16 protein-coding genes are annotated in these 18,713 nt (G+C 40.6%); 9 read left to right on the top strand and 7 right to left on the bottom strand.

All coding sequences use genetic code 11. The features are described 5' to 3' along the window. Positions 1-55 precede the first annotated feature (55 nt). Positions 56-1,210: an acyl-CoA dehydrogenase family protein gene (locus MKX14_RS12925; protein WP_240282626.1), complete on the bottom strand. Its 1,155-nt coding sequence runs from the start codon at positions 1,208-1,210 to the stop codon at positions 56-58. A gap of 311 nt (positions 1,211-1,521) precedes the next feature. Between MKX14_RS12925 and dcaE the strand changes: the two genes are divergently transcribed. The 6 genes from dcaE (at position 1,522) to ygaY (ending at position 8,095) form a co-directional block, all read left to right on the top strand. Continuing rightward, positions 1,522-2,310 carry an enoyl-CoA hydratase gene (gene dcaE / locus MKX14_RS12920; RefSeq protein WP_240282625.1) on the top strand — a complete coding sequence of 263 codons (789 nt, stop codon included), beginning with the start codon at positions 1,522-1,524 and terminating at the stop codon, positions 2,308-2,310. Positions 2,311-2,339: 29 nt separating this feature from the next. Beyond that, positions 2,340-3,101 (top strand): SDR family oxidoreductase, encoded by a 762-nt coding sequence (gene dcaG / locus MKX14_RS12915; protein ID WP_240282624.1) that lies wholly within the window; start codon positions 2,340-2,342, stop codon positions 3,099-3,101. A 61-nt stretch (positions 3,102-3,162) separates the two neighbouring features. Then, a complete protein-coding gene (dcaH, locus tag MKX14_RS12910) occupies positions 3,163-4,686 on the top strand; it encodes a 3-hydroxyacyl-CoA dehydrogenase (protein WP_111849694.1) in 1,524 nt (507 codons plus the stop codon). 14 nt (positions 4,687-4,700) lie between these two features. Then, positions 4,701-5,906: a 3-oxoadipyl-CoA thiolase gene (gene dcaF / locus MKX14_RS12905; protein ID WP_000930805.1), complete on the top strand. Its 1,206-nt coding sequence runs from the start codon at positions 4,701-4,703 to the stop codon at positions 5,904-5,906. A gap of 109 nt (positions 5,907-6,015) precedes the next feature. Further along, a complete protein-coding gene (gene dcaR / locus MKX14_RS12900) occupies positions 6,016-6,858 on the top strand; it encodes an IclR family transcriptional regulator (protein ID WP_000081482.1) in 843 nt (280 codons plus the stop codon). 64 nt (positions 6,859-6,922) lie between these two features. Next, the gene (gene ygaY / locus MKX14_RS12895) at positions 6,923-8,095 is read left to right on the top strand and encodes an MFS transporter (RefSeq protein ID WP_000977187.1); all 1,173 of its coding nucleotides are present in this window, start codon (positions 6,923-6,925) and stop codon (positions 8,093-8,095) included. 38 nt (positions 8,096-8,133) lie between these two features. Here the strand turns inward: ygaY and MKX14_RS12890 are convergent, their stop codons facing one another. Then, a complete protein-coding gene (locus tag MKX14_RS12890) occupies positions 8,134-9,105 on the bottom strand; it encodes an NAD(P)H-dependent flavin oxidoreductase (protein ID WP_240282623.1) in 972 nt (323 codons plus the stop codon). 221 nt (positions 9,106-9,326) lie between these two features. Between MKX14_RS12890 and pecI the strand changes: the two genes are divergently transcribed. Beyond that, positions 9,327-10,136: an enoyl-CoA hydratase gene (gene pecI, locus MKX14_RS12885; protein WP_159141898.1), complete on the top strand. Its 810-nt coding sequence runs from the start codon at positions 9,327-9,329 to the stop codon at positions 10,134-10,136. A 65-nt stretch (positions 10,137-10,201) separates the two neighbouring features. On the opposite strand, the gene pcaR is transcribed toward pecI, so the two are convergent. Together pcaR and MKX14_RS12875 are read right to left on the bottom strand one after the other, a co-directional pair. Beyond that, positions 10,202-11,047: an IclR family transcriptional regulator gene (gene pcaR, locus MKX14_RS12880; protein ID WP_240282685.1), complete on the bottom strand. Its 846-nt coding sequence runs from the start codon at positions 11,045-11,047 to the stop codon at positions 10,202-10,204. A gap of 186 nt (positions 11,048-11,233) precedes the next feature. Further along, the gene (locus tag MKX14_RS12875; RefSeq protein ID WP_240282622.1) at positions 11,234-12,451 is read right to left on the bottom strand and encodes a CaiB/BaiF CoA transferase family protein; all 1,218 of its coding nucleotides are present in this window, start codon (positions 12,449-12,451) and stop codon (positions 11,234-11,236) included. 331 nt (positions 12,452-12,782) lie between these two features. On the opposite strand from MKX14_RS12875, the gene MKX14_RS12870 reads away from it, so the two are divergent. Together MKX14_RS12870 and MKX14_RS12865 are read left to right on the top strand one after the other, a co-directional pair. Further along, complete coding sequence (locus tag MKX14_RS12870) at positions 12,783-13,934, top strand: acyl-CoA dehydrogenase family protein (protein ID WP_004747580.1); 1,152 nt, start codon at positions 12,783-12,785, stop codon at positions 13,932-13,934. Between the two features lie 61 nt (positions 13,935-13,995). Further along, positions 13,996-15,246, top strand: coding sequence for an MFS transporter (locus MKX14_RS12865; protein ID WP_240282621.1), 1,251 nt, complete (start codon positions 13,996-13,998; stop codon positions 15,244-15,246). Positions 15,247-15,461: 215 nt separating this feature from the next. On the opposite strand, the gene phnX is transcribed toward MKX14_RS12865, so the two are convergent. The 3 genes from phnX to msoX are packed head-to-tail and all read right to left on the bottom strand — an operon-like array spanning position 15,462 to position 18,682. Beyond that, positions 15,462-16,277, bottom strand: coding sequence for a phosphonoacetaldehyde hydrolase (phnX, locus tag MKX14_RS12860; RefSeq protein WP_240282620.1), 816 nt, complete (start codon positions 16,275-16,277; stop codon positions 15,462-15,464). Positions 16,278-16,313: 36 nt separating this feature from the next. Continuing rightward, on the bottom strand, positions 16,314-17,501 hold the full coding sequence (phnW, locus tag MKX14_RS12855) for a 2-aminoethylphosphonate--pyruvate transaminase (protein WP_240282684.1): 1,188 nt from the start codon (positions 17,499-17,501) through the stop codon (positions 16,314-16,316). A 26-nt stretch (positions 17,502-17,527) separates the two neighbouring features. Beyond that, on the bottom strand, positions 17,528-18,682 hold the full coding sequence (msoX, locus tag MKX14_RS12850) for a TIGR03364 family FAD-dependent oxidoreductase (RefSeq protein ID WP_240282619.1): 1,155 nt from the start codon (positions 18,680-18,682) through the stop codon (positions 17,528-17,530). Positions 18,683-18,713 lie beyond the last annotated feature (31 nt).

The raw sequence follows: 18,713 nt of genomic DNA, 5'->3' as shown, positions 1-18,713 counted from the left end.
CCATATCCTCAGAAGGAACATGAGGCATCCAATGCCTCATGGCATTTGTTTTTTATTAGGCTGTAGCTTCCCTAATCATGTTTTTAGCAATAATAATTTGTTGAACTTGCGTGGTTCCTTCATAGAGACGGAACAAACGAACATCACGATAAAAACGCTCGATGGCATATTCACTGATATAACCCGCACCACCGTGAATCTGTACGCAGCGGTCAGCAACACGTCCGCACATTTCAGTCGCAAACATTTTTGCGCAAGATGCTTCTGTACTAATGTTTTCGCCATTGTCACGGCGGCGAGCTGCATCTAAAACCATACATTTAGCTGCATAAATCTCGGCTTTTGAGTCGGCAAGCATGGCTTGAATCAACTGGAAGTTCGCAATAGGTTGACCAAACTGTTTACGCTCAATCGCATAGTGCAATGCGTCGTTTAACATGCGTTCGGCAACACCCACGCTATAGGCACCAATGTGCAAACGACCTTTATCGAGCACTTTCATGGCCGTTTTAAAACCGACACCTTCTACCCCACCAATCAATGCAGAAGCAGGTACACGGCAATTTTCAAAAATCACATCACAAGTGTGCGAACCCTTTTGCCCCATTTTTTGGTCAATTTTGCCCAACGTAATGCCAGGCGTATTTGCCTCAACTAAAAAAGCTGAAATACCACCAGACCCTTTAATTTCAGGATTGGTTCGAGCCATTACGGTAAAAGTTGCAGCATGAGGTGCATTGGTAATAAAACGTTTGGTGCCGTTTAACACATAAAAATCACCGTCTTTAACTGCGCTGGTTTTTAAAGAGGCAGCGTCAGAACCAGACTCAGGCTCGGTTAAACAAAATGAACCAACAATTTCGCCACTTGCATATCGCGGTAAATATTTTTGCTTTTGCTCTTCTGTGCCATCAATCAAAATCGCACTTGAGCCAATGCCGTTATTGGTACCAATTAAAGAACGGAAAGCCGGTGAAGTTTGCCCAAGTTCAAATGCAACTCTGACTTCTTCTTCCATGGTGATGCCTAGGCCACCATATTCTTCGGGAATTGTGAGTCCGAACAAACCTAGCTCACGCATTTGCTGCACAATGTCATCTGGAATTTTGTCTTTCTCTACCACTTCGTTTTCACGAGGGATCAATTCATTTTTTACAAAATCTCGAATTGTTGAAAGCAACTGCTCCATCATCCCTTCATCACGGATCATCTGTGATCTCCCTTTTTATGTATTTCCATCGTACCCATCAACCATCTCCAGCTAGTCTGGATACCATGTTTTAAATCTTGTTTACTGCGGATGTGTTTCATAGTACGAGAACAAAAATACAAATTTCAAGCTTTTTTGAAAATTAATTTCGTTTAACGAAATTTAAAATCATACCACTACACAATATCAATAACTTATCTTATTTTATAGATCATAATCGTTAGAACAGACTAAATAAGACTTGAAATAAATTCCAAAATAAGCATCATAAAAGGAATATAATTTTGATATGCGAAACAAGGAATTCAAAAATGAGTGTATTAACAGGGAATAATTTCGTAGAAGTCGACTTTTCTATTCAAAAAATAGCGATTGTAAAAATTAACCGACCTGAAGCAAAAAATGCACTGAATACAGAGGTTCGCAAACAACTAGCACAAGCTTTTACCGAGTTAAGTTTTAACGATGAGATCAATGCAGTTGTACTCACAGGTGGTGAAGAAGTCTTTGCCGCAGGTGCAGATCTAAAAGAAATGGCAACCGCAACTTCCACAGAAATGTTATTGCGTCATACCGAACGTTATTGGAATGCAATTGCCCAATGCCCTAAACCCGTGATTGCTGCTGTAAATGGTTATGCATTAGGGGGTGGCTGCGAACTTGCAATGCACGCTGACATTATTATTGCAGGTAAAGGCGCAACCTTTGGCCAGCCGGAAATTAAAGTCGGTCTAATGCCGGGTGCTGGTGGTACACAACGTTTATTCCGTGCTGTGGGTAAATTCCATGCCATGCGCATGATTATGACGGGCGCCATGGTCAAAGCCGAAGAAGCTTATTTGATTGGTCTTGTTTCACAAGTTACAGAAGATGACCAAACTATTCCAACTGCGATTCAAATGGCACAAAGCCTCGCCAAAATGCCTCCTATTGCCCTGCAACAAATTAAAGAAGTTGCACTAATGAGCGAAGATGTTCCATTAAATGCAGGCTTAACATTAGAACGTAAAGCATTCCAGTTATTATTTTCTACCGAAGATAAAAATGAAGGTGTCCAAGCTTTTATTGAAAAGCGTAAGCCGTCGTATCAAGGTAAATAATTTAAAACCATAATAACAAAGGAATGAAAATGGCCAGAAAAGTATTAATTAGCGCAGGTGGTTCAGGGATAGGACGATGCATTGCCGAGGCATTTTTAAACAATCAGGATGAAGTTTTTATTTGTGATATCAATGCTAAAAGCTTAGAACAATTTCGACAAGCTTATCCAAAGCTACACATATATACCTGTGATTTAGCCGACCATGAACAAATTAAACTGATGTTTAGTCAAGCCATTCATAAACTTGGCGGTATTGATATTTTAGTCAATAACACAGGCATCTCAGGCCCGACCGTTGCAGCAGATGAGCTAAGTTTTGAAGATTGGAACACGGTGATTAATTTAAACCTGAATAGCACTTTTTTAATTACCCAGTTAGCCATTCCCTATTTAAAGCAAGCACAGGCAGGCGTGATTATTAATATGTCGTCTATTGCAGGACGCTTAGGCTATCCATATCGATTGGCCTATTCCACTTCAAAATGGGGGCTGATTGGTTTTACCAAAACGCTTTCTATGGAACTCGGTGCAGATAATATTCGAGTGAACGCTATTCTTCCGGGTGCAGTCGATGGTGATCGGGTTCAACGCGTATTACAGGCCCGTGCCGATGTAGCGCATACCTCACTTGAAGAAGTGACTCAAAATGCACTGAAAAATCAGTCGCTCAAATATTTTGTCAATCCAAAACATATTGCAGATTTATGCCTATTTTTAGCGTCAGACAGTGGCCGCTCAATTTCAGGGCAAATCTTACCAATTGATGGTGATAAACAATGCTTAAGCTAAATCACCCAACCCTATTTTTCCGTTTAATTTCAAATATAGATCAATAATCAGGATGATCGACATGACTTATGATATTAAAAGCATGGCTGTGATTGGTGTAGGTGTTATGGGCAGTGGTATTGCTCAAATTGCTGCACAGTCAGGTCATACCACTTATTTATATGATGCCAAAGCAGGTGCAGCAGAACAGGCTAAAGAAAAACTGGCTGCTACATTTCAAAAGTTAGTCGACAAAAATAAAATTACATCTGAGCAAGCAGCAGCGGCAAATAACCATTTAATTGTTGCTCATCAAATTGAAGATTTAAAAAATTGCGACCTGATTGTAGAAGCAATTGTTGAACGTCTTGATATCAAACAAAGCTTGATGCAGCAGCTTGAAGATATTGTTTCGGATAATACTATTTTAGCCTCAAACACTTCTTCTCTTTCTATTACAGCCATTGCTGCAAATTGCAAAAAGCCTGAGCGTGTTGTGGGTTATCACTTTTTTAACCCAGTTCCACTTATGAAAGTGGTCGAAGTCATTCGTGGTTTAAAAACAGATCCACTTATTATTGATGCTTTAAACGATCTGTCTCGTGCATTTGGTCACCGCCCTGTTGTAGCGAAGGACACCCCTGGATTTATTATTAATCACGCGGGCCGAGCTTATGGCACCGAAGCGCTCAAAATTTTAAATGAGAATGTCTGTGGCATCAGTGAAATTGACCGAATTTTACGTGACGGCGTTGGTTTTAGAATGGGTCCTTTTGAGTTACTCGATTTAACTGGCCTTGATGTCTCGCATCCTGTGATGGAGTCGATTTATCACCAATACTATGAAGAAGCTCGCTACAAACCAAACCCGCTGACCAAGCAAATGCTTGATGCCAAGCAACTTGGACGTAAGGTTAATCAAGGTTTTTATAATTATGAAACTGGCTCAAAAACAGGTGAACAACCTGCTCAGTTTGTAGAGCGTTTAGCGCAATATCCAAAAGTTTGGATCGCTGCCGATTTTTTAGATGATAAGAAACAGCTCGAAGATTATTTAACTCAGCAAAATATTACCCTAGACACCAATTCTGAACCACAAACAGATAGCTTATGTTTACTTGCTTGTTACGGTGAAGATACCACTCAAGCGGCTACTCGCCTTGGGGTTAATCCAGAACATGCTGTTGCTATAGACATGCTTTATGGCATTGCAAAGCACCGTACCTTAATGCCTTCACTTGTTACCAAACCTGAATACCGACAAGCCGCTCACTCTATTTTCAATCTAGATGGAAATCTGGTGAGTATGATTAATGAAAGTATTGGCTTTGTTGCGCAGCGCGTTTTAGCAATGGTCATTAATTTAGGTTGCGATATTGCCCAGCAAAATATTGCAACGGTAGATGACATTAATGCTGCAGTACGTCTTGGCTTAGGCTATCCATTTGGACCAATTGAATGGGGCGATCAAGTCGGTAGCGAAAAAATCTTACTCATTCTGAACCGTATAACAGCACTTACGCATGACCCACGTTACCGCCCTAGCCCGTGGTTACAGCGTCGTGTCGCACTTCATTTACCTCTTACTTTTACTCACGAGTCTTGAAAAGGAATTTCTCAATGTTAAATGCATATATCTATGATGGTTTACGTAGTCCATTTGGCCGTCATGCGGGTGAACTTGCCTCAATTCGTCCTGATGATTTAGCAGCAACGGTCATTCAAAAACTACTTGAAAAAACTGGTGTACCGGGCGCGGATATTGAAGATGTGATTTTAGGCGACACTAATCAAGCGGGTGAAGATAGTCGTAATGTGGCACGAAATGCATTATTACTTGCAGGTTTACCTGTCACTGTACCGGGCCAGACGGTAAACCGCCTATGTGCGAGTGGTTTAGGTGCCGTGATTGACTCAGCACGTGCCATTACTTGTGGTGAAGGCGAACTGTATATTGCAGGTGGTGTAGAAAGTATGTCACGTGCACCCTTTGTGATGGGTAAAGCAGAAAGTGCTTATAGCCGTGATGCAAAAATTTATGACACCACCATTGGTTCTCGCTTTCCCAATAAAAAAATTATTGCGCAGTACGGCGGTCATTCAATGCCTGAAACGGGCGATAACGTTGCAGCCGAGTTTGGGATTAGCCGTGAGCAAGCTGATTTATTTGCAGCTCAATCACAAGCCAAATATCAAAAAGCCAAAGAAGAAGGTTTCTTTGCCAATGAAATTACGCCAATTGAGGTTTTCCAAGGCAAAAAATTGCCACCTAAACTCGTTTCTGAAGATGAACACCCTCGCCCAAGTTCAACTGTTGAAGCACTTACAAAGTTAAAACCGCTCTTTGAAGGTGGCGTGGTCACTGCGGGTAATGCCTCAGGTATTAATGATGGTGCAGCAGCACTCTTGATTGGTTCAGAAGCAGCGGGTCAAAAATATGGCCTAAAACCAATGGCAAAAATCTTGTCTGCTGCGGCGGCTGGTATTGAACCACGCATTATGGGTGCAGGTCCGATCGAAGCCATTAAAAAAGCTGTTGCGCGTGCTGGTCTTACTTTAGATGACATGGATATTATTGAAATTAATGAAGCCTTTGCTTCACAAGTTTTATCTTGTTTAAAAGGTTTAAATGTTGATTTTAATGATCCACGTGTAAACCCGAACGGTGGTGCAATTGCTGTCGGTCATCCACTTGGTGCTTCAGGCGCTCGTCTTGCGTTAACAGTAGCGCGCGAGTTAATTCGCCGTAAGAAGAAATATGCCGTGGTGAGCCTATGTATTGGTGTAGGTCAAGGTCTTGCGATGGTGATTGAAAACGTTTCATAACCATTGAACCCGATATCCATTCATCACAACAGCGCAGTGATGAATGGATTTATTTTGCAGAGCGAAATATAATGGCAAAACTATTGCTTTAATTATATTTGAGGATCGAATGTCTCAAAACACGGAAACTGAAAAACCAATAAATTTTGATGAGATACGTTTAGATCCTATTTCGCATATACATCGGGAAAACAACCCGCAATTTATTGCTTCTTTAGCACGCGGTTTAGAACTTTTAAGATGCTTTTCTGCAAATAATCAGGTGCTTGGCAACCAAGAATTAGCAAAAATGACAGGTTTACCTAAACCGACCATTGCACGTATTACCAATACCCTTGTTTCATTAGGTTATTTAAAACAATTGCCTAACTCGACCAAATACACACTAGATATTGGTGTCTTATCTTTAGGATATGCAGCATTATCTAACATCTCGATTCGTAATATTGCTCATCAATATATGGAAGAGATGAGCCAGTATGTTCAAGCGCCTGTGGCGATGGCAACGCGTGACCGCTTAAATATGGTGTATATCGATGTTGTGCAAATTGAAACTGCATTGAATATGCGCCGTCCAATTGGTTCTACTTTACCACTGCATAGCAGTTCTATGGGACGAGCATGCTTGGCTGCGACCCCTGAACGTGAGCGCAATTTTCTGCTTGATGCGTTGAAACAAAAAAATCCAGAAAACTGGCCAGCCATAAAACGCTCTTTAGAACGAGCTTTCCGTGATTATCAAGATTATGGATATTGTTTGTCTTTAGGTGAGTGGCATAAAGAAGTGAACTCAGTGGCTGTACCTTTGGTCAGCTCCAAACATGGCCTTTATGTTTTTAACTGTGGTGCGCCAAGTTTTCATTTAAATCCCGAAAAACTTGAAGGTGAAATTGGACCACGTTTAATCCACATGGTGCACAATATTCAAGATGCCTTGAATGAAACGCACTAATAACCGTACTTAAAAGAGTCATGGTTGTGTTGATTAAAGTTCCACTTTCATTATGACTATAGGCATGATGAAAAACGCACTCTATACCCCAACCATTATTTTAATGGCAATTGCCGCAGGCATTTGTACAGGTGGAAATTATTTTAGTCAGCCACTTATTCACTCAATTAGTGTAAGTCTAAATTTAACTGAAACAACTACAGCGTGGGTGCCAACTCTAGCCCAAATCACCTACGCATGTGGCTTACTCTTTTTAATGCCATTAGGGGACATAATAGAAAAGCGCAAGCTACTATTTATCTTTATGTTATTGGCTTCAAGTGGATTAATTATTAGCGGTTTTTCGCACAATATTTATCTTTTACTGCTTGGCACTATCATTACTGGTTTATTTTCCAGCGCAGCCCAACTGTTGTTACCGCTTGCTGCAAGTCTGGTTCCAATTCAACAAAGTGGCCGTGTCGTAGGCTTTTTACTGAGTGGACTGATGATGGGGGTTTTACTCGCCCGCTCCCTTTCTGGACTGATGTCTACACTTTTTGCATGGAATATTATTTATCTGGTTAGTGGTTTTCTGTTACTTGTGATTGCCTTTATTTTGCATCGTAATATCGGGTTATTTCCACCGACTAAATCTGAAAACTATGCGAAAACCATTCGTTCTTTACCACAGATTTTTATTCAAAATCGACGTTTAAGGACTAGAACTTATATTGGTGGTTTTACATTTGCATGCGTGAGTTTAACCTTTACCACCATGTCGTTGCTTCTGGCTCCGGCGCCCTATTTTTTTAGTGACTTTACCATTGGCCTTTTCGGTTTTGTTGGCGTGTTAGGAACGTTCGTTGCTAATTTTTCAGGCAAATTTATTGACCAAGGCTATATCCATAAAATTTCAATTTATTGCGGCATTGGCCTTATATTAAGTTGGATTCTTTTTTCACTTTTACCCTACCATTTTGCTTTTTATATTATTGCCTTACTCATTCTCTACGCTTCTCTTTCTGCTGTACATGTCACCAACCAAAGTATTGTATTTAAACTTAATCAAGAACTACGTTCGCGGTTTAACGCGATTTATATGACAGGTTACTTTGCTGGAGGCGCTTTAGGCACAACGGCGGGAAGTTATGCTTGGAAACACTTCGGATGGACGGGCGTCTGTATTTTAGGCTTAATTTTTGCCGTTTTATGTCTTTATTATTGTGTGAGTGATGCAAAAAATCAGCACAATTAAAACTTGTGCTGATCTTATATAAAGTAGGCAATAGTTCGTTATAGAACCCCTAATAACCGACCACGAATAATATCTTCTGCCTCTTTGACAATCCGGCTAACCAGTTCATCGCATGTCGGAATATCATGGATTAAGCTTGCCACTAACCCACATGACCATGCACCTGCATTTACATCGCCATCAATCATGACTTTTGGATAAACCCCAGCAACTTCTTCAATAATATCTTCAAACTTAATGTTATCGCCAAGTGCTTTTTCTTTTGCCACGATTTTTTCTACGGCCGCATTATTCATGACACGTTCAGTATTTCGCAAAGCACGCATAATTAAACGCGTATCTCGTTCGGTTGCATTCAGAATCGCCTGTTTCACATTTGCATGTACGGGAGCTTCCTGAGTCGCAATAAAGCGCGTTCCCATATTAATTCCATCGGCTCCCATCGCTAAAGCAGCCGCGAGTGAGCGCTCATCTGCCATACCACCCGAGGCAACAAACGGAATCTCTAATGCATCGGCTGCTAAAGGTAATAAAATCATATTGGGCACGTCATCCTCACCAGGATGCCCACCACACTCAAAACCATCTACAGAAACTGCATCGCACCCAATTTGCTGAGCTTTTAAGCTATGTCGAACCGAAGTACATTTGTGAATTACTTTAATACCAGCAGCCTTTAAATATGGCATCACCTGTTCAGGATTACGCCCTGCTGTTTCTACAATCTTTACGCCACCTTTAATAATTGCCTCTACAAAACCCGGATAATCAGGAGTATTTACCGTAGGCAAAAAGGTTAAATTTACGCCAAAAGGCTTATCGGTCATTTCTCGGCAACGTGCAATTTCTTTTGCCAGATTTTCAGGTGTACGCTGAGTCAGGCCAGTGATAATACCTAACCCGCCCGCGTTCGAAACCGCAGCAGCAAGCTCTGCAAAACCAACATAATGCATACCGCCTTGAATAATTGGATGCTCAATTTCAAATAATTCTGTAATTTTAGTCTTCATATTCTTTCCACTCACTGTTCTATAGCCAGCTTCTTATTTCCTTAGCAGGGCTAGATGCTTATTTACGCATAAATCCTATCAACATTTAAAGTAATTTAAGTTAAAAATTTCACAATACAAAATTTTATACCACAATATAAAACAAAATAATTGATAACGGAATTATTTTTCGATAGCATCAGTTTAAATTTTAGATGGAAAATTATTTAAAGGAATGAACGATGCAGCAGAACAACAAAACCCAAAGCGAGCTTAAAACAGGCACAATTCATAAGTATTTTGATAGAAATATACTAACGCTCACCATGAGTAATGCCACTAAAAAGAATGCAATTAATTATGAAATGTATGCAGCTTTAAGTCAGGCATTAGATCAAGCTGCAACCAATCAAGACATTCATGTGGTTGTGCTTACTGGTGAAGACTCCGCATTTACCAGCGGCAATGATGTAAACGCATTTGAAAAACGAGATACCACCACTTCAGAACCACCCGCTTCGATTGTTTTCTTAAAAAGCTTGGCAACTTTTCCAAAACCGATTATTGCTAAAGTAAATGGTGTGGCAATTGGCATTGGCAGCACTATGCTTCTACATTGCGACCTTGTGTATGCAAGCCAAAATTCTATTTTTCAGTTTCCCTTTGTGAATTTGGGGCTTGTACCTGAAGCGGGTTCAAGTTACATCTTGCCAAGATTATTGGGCTTTGCTCGAGCTTCAGAAATTATTTTACTCGGTGAAAAGTTTTCGGCGGAACAAGCAAAAAATTATGGTCTAGTAAATGAAATATTTGAGGCAACTGAGCTGGATCAAGTGGTTGAAGATGTGGCAATTAAACTTGCTCACAAACCAAGCCAAGCCTTACAGCTCAGTAAAAAGTTACTAAGAGATATGCCAATTGATGATCTACTCAATCGTATTGACCATGAGTCGACTATTTTCTCGCGTTGTTTACAAGGTTCCGAGTTTAAAGAAGCATTAAGTGCTTTCAAAGAAAAACGGAAACCGAACTTTCACAACCAAACAGCCTAAAGCTTACCCACTAAAAAGCCAGCTTTGAAGATCACAGCTGGCTCTTATAAATGAATCAAATAGGTTTAGCTAATCTCGGTACGAATATTATTCACCATATGTAAAAGACGTGGTGCAATATCTTCTTCAAGTTTTTCACGATTCATAATGAAACTTGGGCCGCCACAGTTAAACACCAATAAACCATGTTGTTCATGAATGAGTGGAACCGCAACCGAATTGACATCTTTATGCCATTCGCCAATTGAAAAACAATAACCAAAATCTTGGTAGTCTTTAAAGGCTTTGTCTAGATCACGGTTAATTTTGATCCAGTCTTCTTTGTGCTTGTTACGAATCGCATTAAGCAAGAACTCTCTTTCATCTTCAGGCATGGCAGCTAAACATGCACGTCCCATCGAACTTAAATGAATCGGTAAATACGTTCCGACTTGACGGCGCATGGTCATATTGCCTTTGCCTTGCACCACGTCAAGATAAATCATATTCAGACGATCGCGTGTTGCCATGGCTACAGCAGCACCAGCATAGTCTGCCAAATTTTTCATATATGGATGAGCAATAGAGCGAATCGATACGTTAGACAGCATCGAATAACCAAAAGCAAGAACTCCTACTGAAAGCTGAAATTTGCTTGAGTTAGGTACTTGTTTGATATAGCCCAAACGCGACAAGGTATGTGTAAGGCGAGTAATGGTTGGTTTTGGCAAACCTGTCATCTGAGCAAGCTCTTGGTTGCCCAAATGCTGATGCTTCGGTCTAAAACAACGTAATAGCTCTAAACCACGTGCTAATGCAGTAATAAATTGGCGATCATTTTCATCCTGCATGTCTTCAATCGGATGTAATAATTCATGCCGTAAAGGCGCTAATAATTTTTCTGTCTGTTCTGCATCAACTGCATCGTTCATTGTCATACCAATCCATATTTTGTTTCGCACTGCGAAAATTATAATCTATTTTTTCTATAAATAGCAAAAGAGCAAACATCCGAGTCTGCATCTAAAAGATAACTTCATTTAACTCATTAAAGCGAAAGATTAAATATTTTATTTTCTGATTTTAAATATAATTTTAACCTTCCGCTTTTAAGCCACCTACCCAATTACACCTTTTTCTTTGAGCTCAGCCAGTTTTTCTGAAGAAACCACTCTTCCCAAAATGGCCTGCGTATGTTCTCCCAGCAGCGGCGGTGCTGTTTTGTATTCAACGGGTGTTCTAGAAAGTTTGATTGGTGAGCCAATTACCTTCAATTTTTCACGTTGAGGATGGTTCATCTCGACTAACATTTCTCGGGCAATGACTTGCGGCTCTTGAAAAGCTTGTTCCAAGTTATTAATCACACCTACTGGAACTTTAGCCGCATAGATTGCATCTACCCATTCATCAGCTGTTTTTGTTAAAAAGTGAGTTTGTAAAATTCCTATAATTTCATCACGATGCTTGATTCGGTCCGCATTTCGGGCAAAACGCGCATCATTTGGTAAATCGGGTAAACCAATACTTCGACAGAGTTGAATAAACTGAGTGTCATTTCCACATGCAATAATAAAATCACGATCAGAAGCTTTAAATACCTGATAAGGCACAATATTGGCATGTGCGTTGCCATAACGCTTAGGGATATTACCCGATGAAAGATAGTTCATTCCCTGATTTGCCATTGTGGCAATTTGAACATCAAGCAAAGCCATATCAATGTATTGGCCTAAACCTGTTACATGGCGGTTGAGTAAAGCAGCCTGTATGGCAATCGTAGAATAAAGACCCGTGGCTAAATCGGAAAATGCGACCCCTACTTTTTGTGGTCCACCACCAGGCAAATCATCACGCTCACCTGTAACTGACATGAGTCCGCCCATGCCCTGAATAATAAAGTCGTAACCAGGCTCTTCTGCTCTTGGGCCAGTTTGACCAAAGCCTGTAATTGAGCAATACACCAGTTTAGGGTTAATCGCAGATAAAGACTCATAATCCAAGCCGTACTTTTTTAGAGACCCCGCTTTGTAGTTTTCAATCACGACATCGGTGTCTTGAATGAGGGCTTTAATCAATTCTTGACCATCAGAACTGGCAATGTCGATGGCAACCGATAGTTTATTGCGGTTGGTAGACTGATAATAAGCAGCTTCTTGGGTGTCTTGGCCTGAGTCATCTTTCATCCAAGGTGGCCCCCAAGAACGGGTATCGTCACCGACTTTCGGTCGTTCAATCTTGATGACTTCTGCGCCTAAATCGGCAAGAATCTGTCCACACCAAGGTCCAGCCAATACTCGACTTAAGTCAAGTACCCGAATTCCATTTAAAGCACCCATCTTCATCCCACTATATTTTGTGACTTATTTCCTATAGGAAAACTTATCCATTTAAAATTTCGCATAGCGATATATATTTTTAATATACACAGCTCTTTTGAAAAATCAAACTATAATTTTCCACTAAAAATAATGATTTTTTATAAGGAAATATAGCTCAAATAAATCAATAAATTAGCCAAACATAAATCAACAACAAAGTATCGCATTGCGAAATTAATTTTCAAAATATATTGTTTTGCGTTCATCCTTTGATTACTATCGCTTCAAATATTGGTGATTTTACGAACATCACATTGATGTTTTCTGCATGTAGTAAAAGGACGAGACTATGATTCGAGATCAGGAAACCTTAAATCAACTTGTTGATATGATTCGACAATTTGTTGAAGGTGTATTAATTCCTCATGAGAATGAAGTCGCCGAAACGGATGAAATTCCTCAAGATATCGTTGAGCAAATGAAAGCGCTGGGCTTATTTGGTTTAACCATTCCAGAAGAATACGAAGGTCTTGGACTAACAATGGAAGAAGAAGTCTATGTCGCTTTTGAATTAGGTCGTACCTCTCCTGCTTTTCGCTCTCTGATTGGAACCAATAATGGCATTGGCTCAAGTGGCCTGATTATTGATGGGACCGAAGCACAAAAATCATTTTTCTTGCCACGTTTAGCACGTGGTGAAGTGATCAGCTCTTTTTGCTTAACCGAACCGGACGCAGGTTCTGATGCGGCATCTTTAAAAACCAGTGCAGTAAAAGATGGCGATTTTTATGTGTTAAACGGCACTAAACGCTTTATTACCAATGCACCTCATGCTGGTGTATTTACAGTCATGGCACGCACAAACTTTGACATTAAAGGTGCTGGCGGCATTTCTGCCTTTATTGTTGATAGCCAAACTCCAGGCATTTCTCTTGGCAAACGCGATAAAAAAATGGGACAAAAAGGTGCCCATACCTGTGACGTTATTTTTGAAAATTGCCGCATCCCTGCTTCGGCACTCATTGGCGGTGTTGAAGGTGTTGGTTTTAAAACGGCCATGAAAGTACTCGATAAAGGCCGTTTGCATATTGCTGCCTTGAGTGTCGGCGCAGCAACACGAATGCTAGACGATTCTTTAAATTACGCCATCGAACGCAAGCAATTTGGACAACCGATTGCCGAATTCCAACTCATTCAAGCCATGCTTGCTGACTCCAAAGCCGAGATTTATGCCGCTAAATGTATGGTCTTAGACGCTGCACGCCTACGCGATGCAGGGCAAAACGTTAGCACGGAAGCCTCTTGCGCAAAAATGTTTGCAACCGAAATGTGTGGCCGCGTTGCTGATCGCTGCGTACAAATTCACGGCGGTGCGGGCTATATCAGTGAATATGCCATTGAACGTTTTTATCGAGATGTTCGTCTTTTCCGTCTTTATGAAGGGACCACTCAAATTCAACAAGTGATTATTGCCCGAAATATGATTCGCGCTGCGTCTTAATCAAATTTTAAGCACTTTAAAACGACTTGAAGTGCTTTTTATCAAATGTAGGTAATGGATTATGGCTACAAATTACAAAGAAGGTCTTTCTCGTATACAGCCTCATACGTGGAAAATAGCATTTATTTTTGCATTTCTAGCACTATTGGTAGATGGTGCAGATTTGATGCTGCTGTCTTATAGCTTAAATAGTATTAAGGCAGATTTTGGATTAAGTTCAGTACAAGCAGGTATGCTTGGCAGTTTTACATTAGCAGGTATGGCTGTTGGTGGAATTTTTGGGGGATGGGCGTGCGATAAATTTGGTCGCGTGCGCATTGTGGTTATTTCTATTTTAACTTTCTCGCTCCTCACCTGTGGCTTAGGTTTCACCCAAAGCTTTCTTCAGTTTGGTATTTTAAGATTTTTTGCATCACTGGGTTTGGGTTCACTTTATATCGCCTGTAATACCCTCATGGCCGAATATGTTCCAACCCGTTATCGCACTACAGTACTGGGCACTTTACAAGCAGGTTGGACGGTTGGCTACATTGTTGCAACTTTGCTTGCAGGCTGGATTATTCCTGATCATGGCTGGCGCATGCTGTTTTATGTTGCGATTATTCCTGTTGTTATTGCCGTTCTCATGCATGTGCTTGTACCAGAACCAGAAGCATGGCAAAAGTCTCGACTACAACAACCTGTTGTGACTCAAAACGCATCGAAAACCTCGGCATTTAAGCTTATTTTCCAAGATAAACGAAACCGTAATATGTTTATCTTATGGGCATTAACGGCAGGCTTTTTACAGTTTGGCTACTATGGTGTAAATAACTGGATGCCGTCATACCTTGAAAGTGAACTCGGTATGAAATTTAAGGAAATGACGGCTTATATGGTAGGTACCTATACCGCCATGATTTTAGGTAAAGTCCTTGCGGGCATGATGGCAGATAAATTAGGACGTCGTTTTACCTATGCTTTTGGTGCAATCGGTACTGCTATTTTCCTACCTCTGATTGTTTTTTATAACTCGCCAAGCAACATTCTATATTTACTGGTGACCTTTGGTTTCCTCTACGGCATCCCGTATGGCGTAAATGCAACCTACATGACCGAAAGTTTTGCGACTGCTATTCGCGGTACAGCCATCGGTGGTGCTTATAACGTCGGACGTTTAGGCGCTGCATTAGCCCCTGCAACGATTGGTTTTTTAGCCTCTGGCGGGTCTATTGGTTTAGGTTTTGTCGTGATGGGTGCTGCCTACCTAATTTGTGGTGTGATACCAGCCCTATTTATTAAAGAAAAATTATATGACCCTCAAAAGTCATAAAAAGATCTATCAGATAGGTCATATGCCTATCTGATTGATGGTGCTAACGATCTAAACATTAGTTTTAAATCATTAGCCGGAAATAAGGAATTTACTCCTCAAAGTTATTCCTTATTTCCACATATGTAGAGTTTATTACTCTTCATTTTAATTTTTTAGGTAAGCTTAGCTCCCAAGGGAGCTAAGCTTAAAAATATATTGACCTAAACATTTGTTTAAGGTCGTTCACCCTGCCCCAAACGGCGTTCAATATCATCGAGTACATTTGGCAAATCAGCGACACTATCAATCACATAGTGAGCACCCGACGCATTCATTTTTTGGTATGCCTTATCTTTTAGAACAATCTGTTCATCAGCCGATAATGCACTCCACTCTTCATAGCTTAAACCGACTTCATTACCACTAACCGCAAGTCCTACTGTCCAGCACCCTGCATTTAAACCTTCATCAATACCCACCACGGTATCATCTACTTTTACAACAGTTTTGATATCAGATACATCGAGTTGAATTAAGTTTTTCCATAACATTTCAGGATATGGTCGGCCAAATTTCACGTCACTTGCCGTAACGATACAGTCCGGTCGATAACCCTGATCGGCAGCATCTTTGACCAAACGACCAATCATCATGGATGCATAACCCGTGTTACTGCCGATTTTTGCACCACGCTTTTTAATATTCTCAAACGTTTCTAATGCGCCTGGAATTAAAGCAGAACATTTCGGAATAGAGTTTAACTGATAAGGAATAAAGTCTTTATATAAACGATCAATATCTGCTTCAGTTGCAGGCTTCCCATATACTTCCTGCCATGCAGTCGCTACACGCGGCATTTTTAAAACTGCTGCAATATGGTCACGTTTTTCTAAACCCATTGGCGCTCGAGCTTCTTCAACCGTAATTTCAATTTTATTGTCTTTAAATAAAGCCATAAAAGCCAAAATCGGTGCGCGTGAACCAAAATCTACAGTTGTACCAGCCCAGTCAAAAACCACAGCCTGAATTTGTGTATTGTTGGTTGTCATGATGTATTCCCTTTAATTCAAATGTTTTAATAAAAGTTATGCTGTTACAGCTTGATTGGGATGGCTTTCACAGTAGCTCACAATTGCAGCAAGAAGCCCTTCAATGTCTTGAATATAAACTTCGCCAATATTGCCAATACGGAAGCAGTTGAGATCGGTGACTTTGCCTGGATAGATCACATAGCCTGATTTTTTCAGGGTTTCGTAGAAAGACTGAAAGCTAAAAGACTTGGCTGTTGGATAAAGAAAAGTGGTAATGATGGGTGATTGTGGGCACTCTTCACCGAGTACCAATTCAAAGCCCAGTTTTTGCATACCTTGCGATAAGGTTTGCTGGTTTTGTAAATAACGTTGATAACGTGCAGCAACACCGCCTTCTGCCTCAAGTTCAAGCAATGCTTGATAAAAAGCACGCACCACATGGGTTGGCGAGGTAAAGCGCCATTTGCCGTTATGCTGTTCCATCGTGTTCCACTGATCATACAAATCGAGGCTGACCGAACGAGCTAAACCTTTACATGCTTCTAGGCAATCACGCTTTGCCAAAATAAACCCAAAGCCCGGAACACCTTGAATACATTTATTTGCACTTGAAATTAGAAAATCAATTTCAAGCTCAGCCATATCCATAGGTACTCCACCAAATGAACTCATGGCATCTACAATCCAGATTTTTCCTGCCGCTTTAACTAAACGGCCTATCTCTTGGATCGGGTTTAAAATACCAGTGGTAGTTTCACAGTGCACACAAGCAACATGGCTAATAGTTTTATCTTTTAAAACACGCTCAACTTCTTGTAAATCTGGTGTTTGGGTTTCTAAATAGTTCAGCTCGATCACTTCAATATTTAGGCAACGCGCCATTTGCACCATACGTGCACCGTATGCGCCGTTATTAATGATCAAGATTTTGCCATCACGTGGAATAGCTGAACCAAGCACAGACTCCACAGCAAAACTACCACTGCCTTGCATTAACACAGCCGTATATTTTTCAGGCTGACTGGTTGCCAAATTGACCAATCGAGAGCGGATATCTTGTACAAGCGAATTATATTCTTGGTCCCAAGTACACCAGTCTTTTTGCATAGCACGGCGTACTGTTGCCGATGTTGTTAATGGTCCTGGTGTGAGAAGCAAATACTTGTTCTCTAAATCCATATCGAGTTGGGGTTGCATGTTCATAATGGTACTCATTTCTTTCACGTTCATTTCAATATACATCAATCTGGTTTAAACCAGATGACAAACTAGTAAATATTTTGTTCTAATATTTCTTTCATAAAGCCAGCCCCTGTAGTCATGCCTTTGCCAGCAATCGCACTCACCAGAAAGATATTTTTTTCAGCTTCAGTGACACAGGCCAACTCATGTTCATGAGTCAGGTAATAACCATTCCAACGTTTTTGAATTGGAGGTAAAGTCAGCCCTAATTTTTCATGGCAGTAAGCTTGAATAAATTCATTAATCTCTTCACGCTGCTCGAACTGAGGCGCTTCATTAATCGAATGATATTCGTGGCTATCACCTACGATGAGTTCGCCAAATTCGTTTTGTTTAATCAGAATATGAATACCGAATTCTTTAATGAAACCTTGTTGTGACGCTTTAACCAACTCCGCATGACTTGGGCAAATTTCAAAAGCCGGATAACGTGAAATAGATAAGCCTGAATAAAGAGAAGCATTTAATTTTTGGTGAAACCGTTGAGTCAGAGCCATTTGTAGGCCACAACGTTTCAGATTTAAACTTTGTAAGAGATCTGGATATAAAATATCGATCACTTCACCGTGACAGATCAAAACTTTATTTGCCCGATATGCCTCGCCACTTGCCAAACGAACCTGACAACTTTCATGCTGATATTGGGTTTGAACAACACAGGCATTGGTATAAATCTCCACACCGTTTTTTTCGGCATATGCCAATAGTCGCTGCCCAATCACATGCGGTTCGACCGAATAGTCTTCTTCAAAAACCAAACCGCCTTGAAACTGCTGCTCGGGGTTCAAATAGGAAAATTGGGTGACCAGCTCATCATGACTTCGTAAATGCACAGGTATTTGATAATTATTTGCACGCTCGGCAAACTCATTTAAAACCTGCCATTCAAGTGCAGTGTTCGCCAGATAGACACCTTGGCGTTGAGCAAATGAAATATCGGTTTCAGCATGAATACGCTGATAAAAAGAACGCGTTTCAAGTGCGTACTTTCGCCACTGTTGCTCTGGATGGGTTAATGTCGAAGTTCCGACCATGCCGAAATTACGACGAGTAGCCCCCACTGGCTTGGCATTTTTCTCAAAGATACAGACTCTTAAGCCTTGCTCTTGCGCCTGTATTGCAGCGGACAAACCTAAAATACCAGCTCCGACAACAATTAAATCAAACTGTGCGTTATTCATAAGACTTCCAATTTGCGAAATTTAGGATGAA

This window comes from Acinetobacter pittii (genome assembly GCF_022449185.1).
Taxonomy (GTDB): Bacteria; Pseudomonadota; Gammaproteobacteria; order Pseudomonadales; family Moraxellaceae; genus Acinetobacter; species Acinetobacter pittii_I.
This window is presented reverse-complemented; position numbering and strand designations above follow the sequence as displayed.

Coding starts and splice junctions, on each gene's coding strand:
- MKX14_RS12870 (WP_004747580.1), top strand. CDS start 12,783: ATGATTCGAGATCAGGAAACCTTAAATCAACTTGTTGATATGATTCGA.
- msoX (WP_240282619.1), bottom strand. CDS start 18,682: ATGAATAACGCACAGTTTGATTTAATTGTTGTCGGAGCTGGTATTTTA.
- MKX14_RS12925 (WP_240282626.1), bottom strand. CDS start 1,210: ATGATCCGTGATGAAGGGATGATGGAGCAGTTGCTTTCAACAATTCGA.
- MKX14_RS12865 (WP_240282621.1), top strand. CDS start 13,996: ATGGCTACAAATTACAAAGAAGGTCTTTCTCGTATACAGCCTCATACG.
- MKX14_RS12875 (WP_240282622.1), bottom strand. CDS start 12,451: ATGGGTGCTTTAAATGGAATTCGGGTACTTGACTTAAGTCGAGTATTG.
- MKX14_RS12890 (WP_240282623.1), bottom strand. CDS start 9,105: ATGAAGACTAAAATTACAGAATTATTTGAAATTGAGCATCCAATTATT.
- dcaG (WP_240282624.1), top strand. CDS start 2,340: ATGGCCAGAAAAGTATTAATTAGCGCAGGTGGTTCAGGGATAGGACGA.
- phnX (WP_240282620.1), bottom strand. CDS start 16,277: ATGACAACCAACAATACACAAATTCAGGCTGTGGTTTTTGACTGGGCT.
- dcaE (WP_240282625.1), top strand. CDS start 1,522: ATGAGTGTATTAACAGGGAATAATTTCGTAGAAGTCGACTTTTCTATT.
- pecI (WP_159141898.1), top strand. CDS start 9,327: ATGCAGCAGAACAACAAAACCCAAAGCGAGCTTAAAACAGGCACAATT.
- dcaH (WP_111849694.1), top strand. CDS start 3,163: ATGACTTATGATATTAAAAGCATGGCTGTGATTGGTGTAGGTGTTATG.
- pcaR (WP_240282685.1), bottom strand. CDS start 11,047: ATGAACGATGCAGTTGATGCAGAACAGACAGAAAAATTATTAGCGCCT.
- dcaR (WP_000081482.1), top strand. CDS start 6,016: ATGTCTCAAAACACGGAAACTGAAAAACCAATAAATTTTGATGAGATA.
- phnW (WP_240282684.1), bottom strand. CDS start 17,501: ATGTATATTGAAATGAACGTGAAAGAAATGAGTACCATTATGAACATG.
- ygaY (WP_000977187.1), top strand. CDS start 6,923: ATGATGAAAAACGCACTCTATACCCCAACCATTATTTTAATGGCAATT.
- dcaF (WP_000930805.1), top strand. CDS start 4,701: ATGTTAAATGCATATATCTATGATGGTTTACGTAGTCCATTTGGCCGT.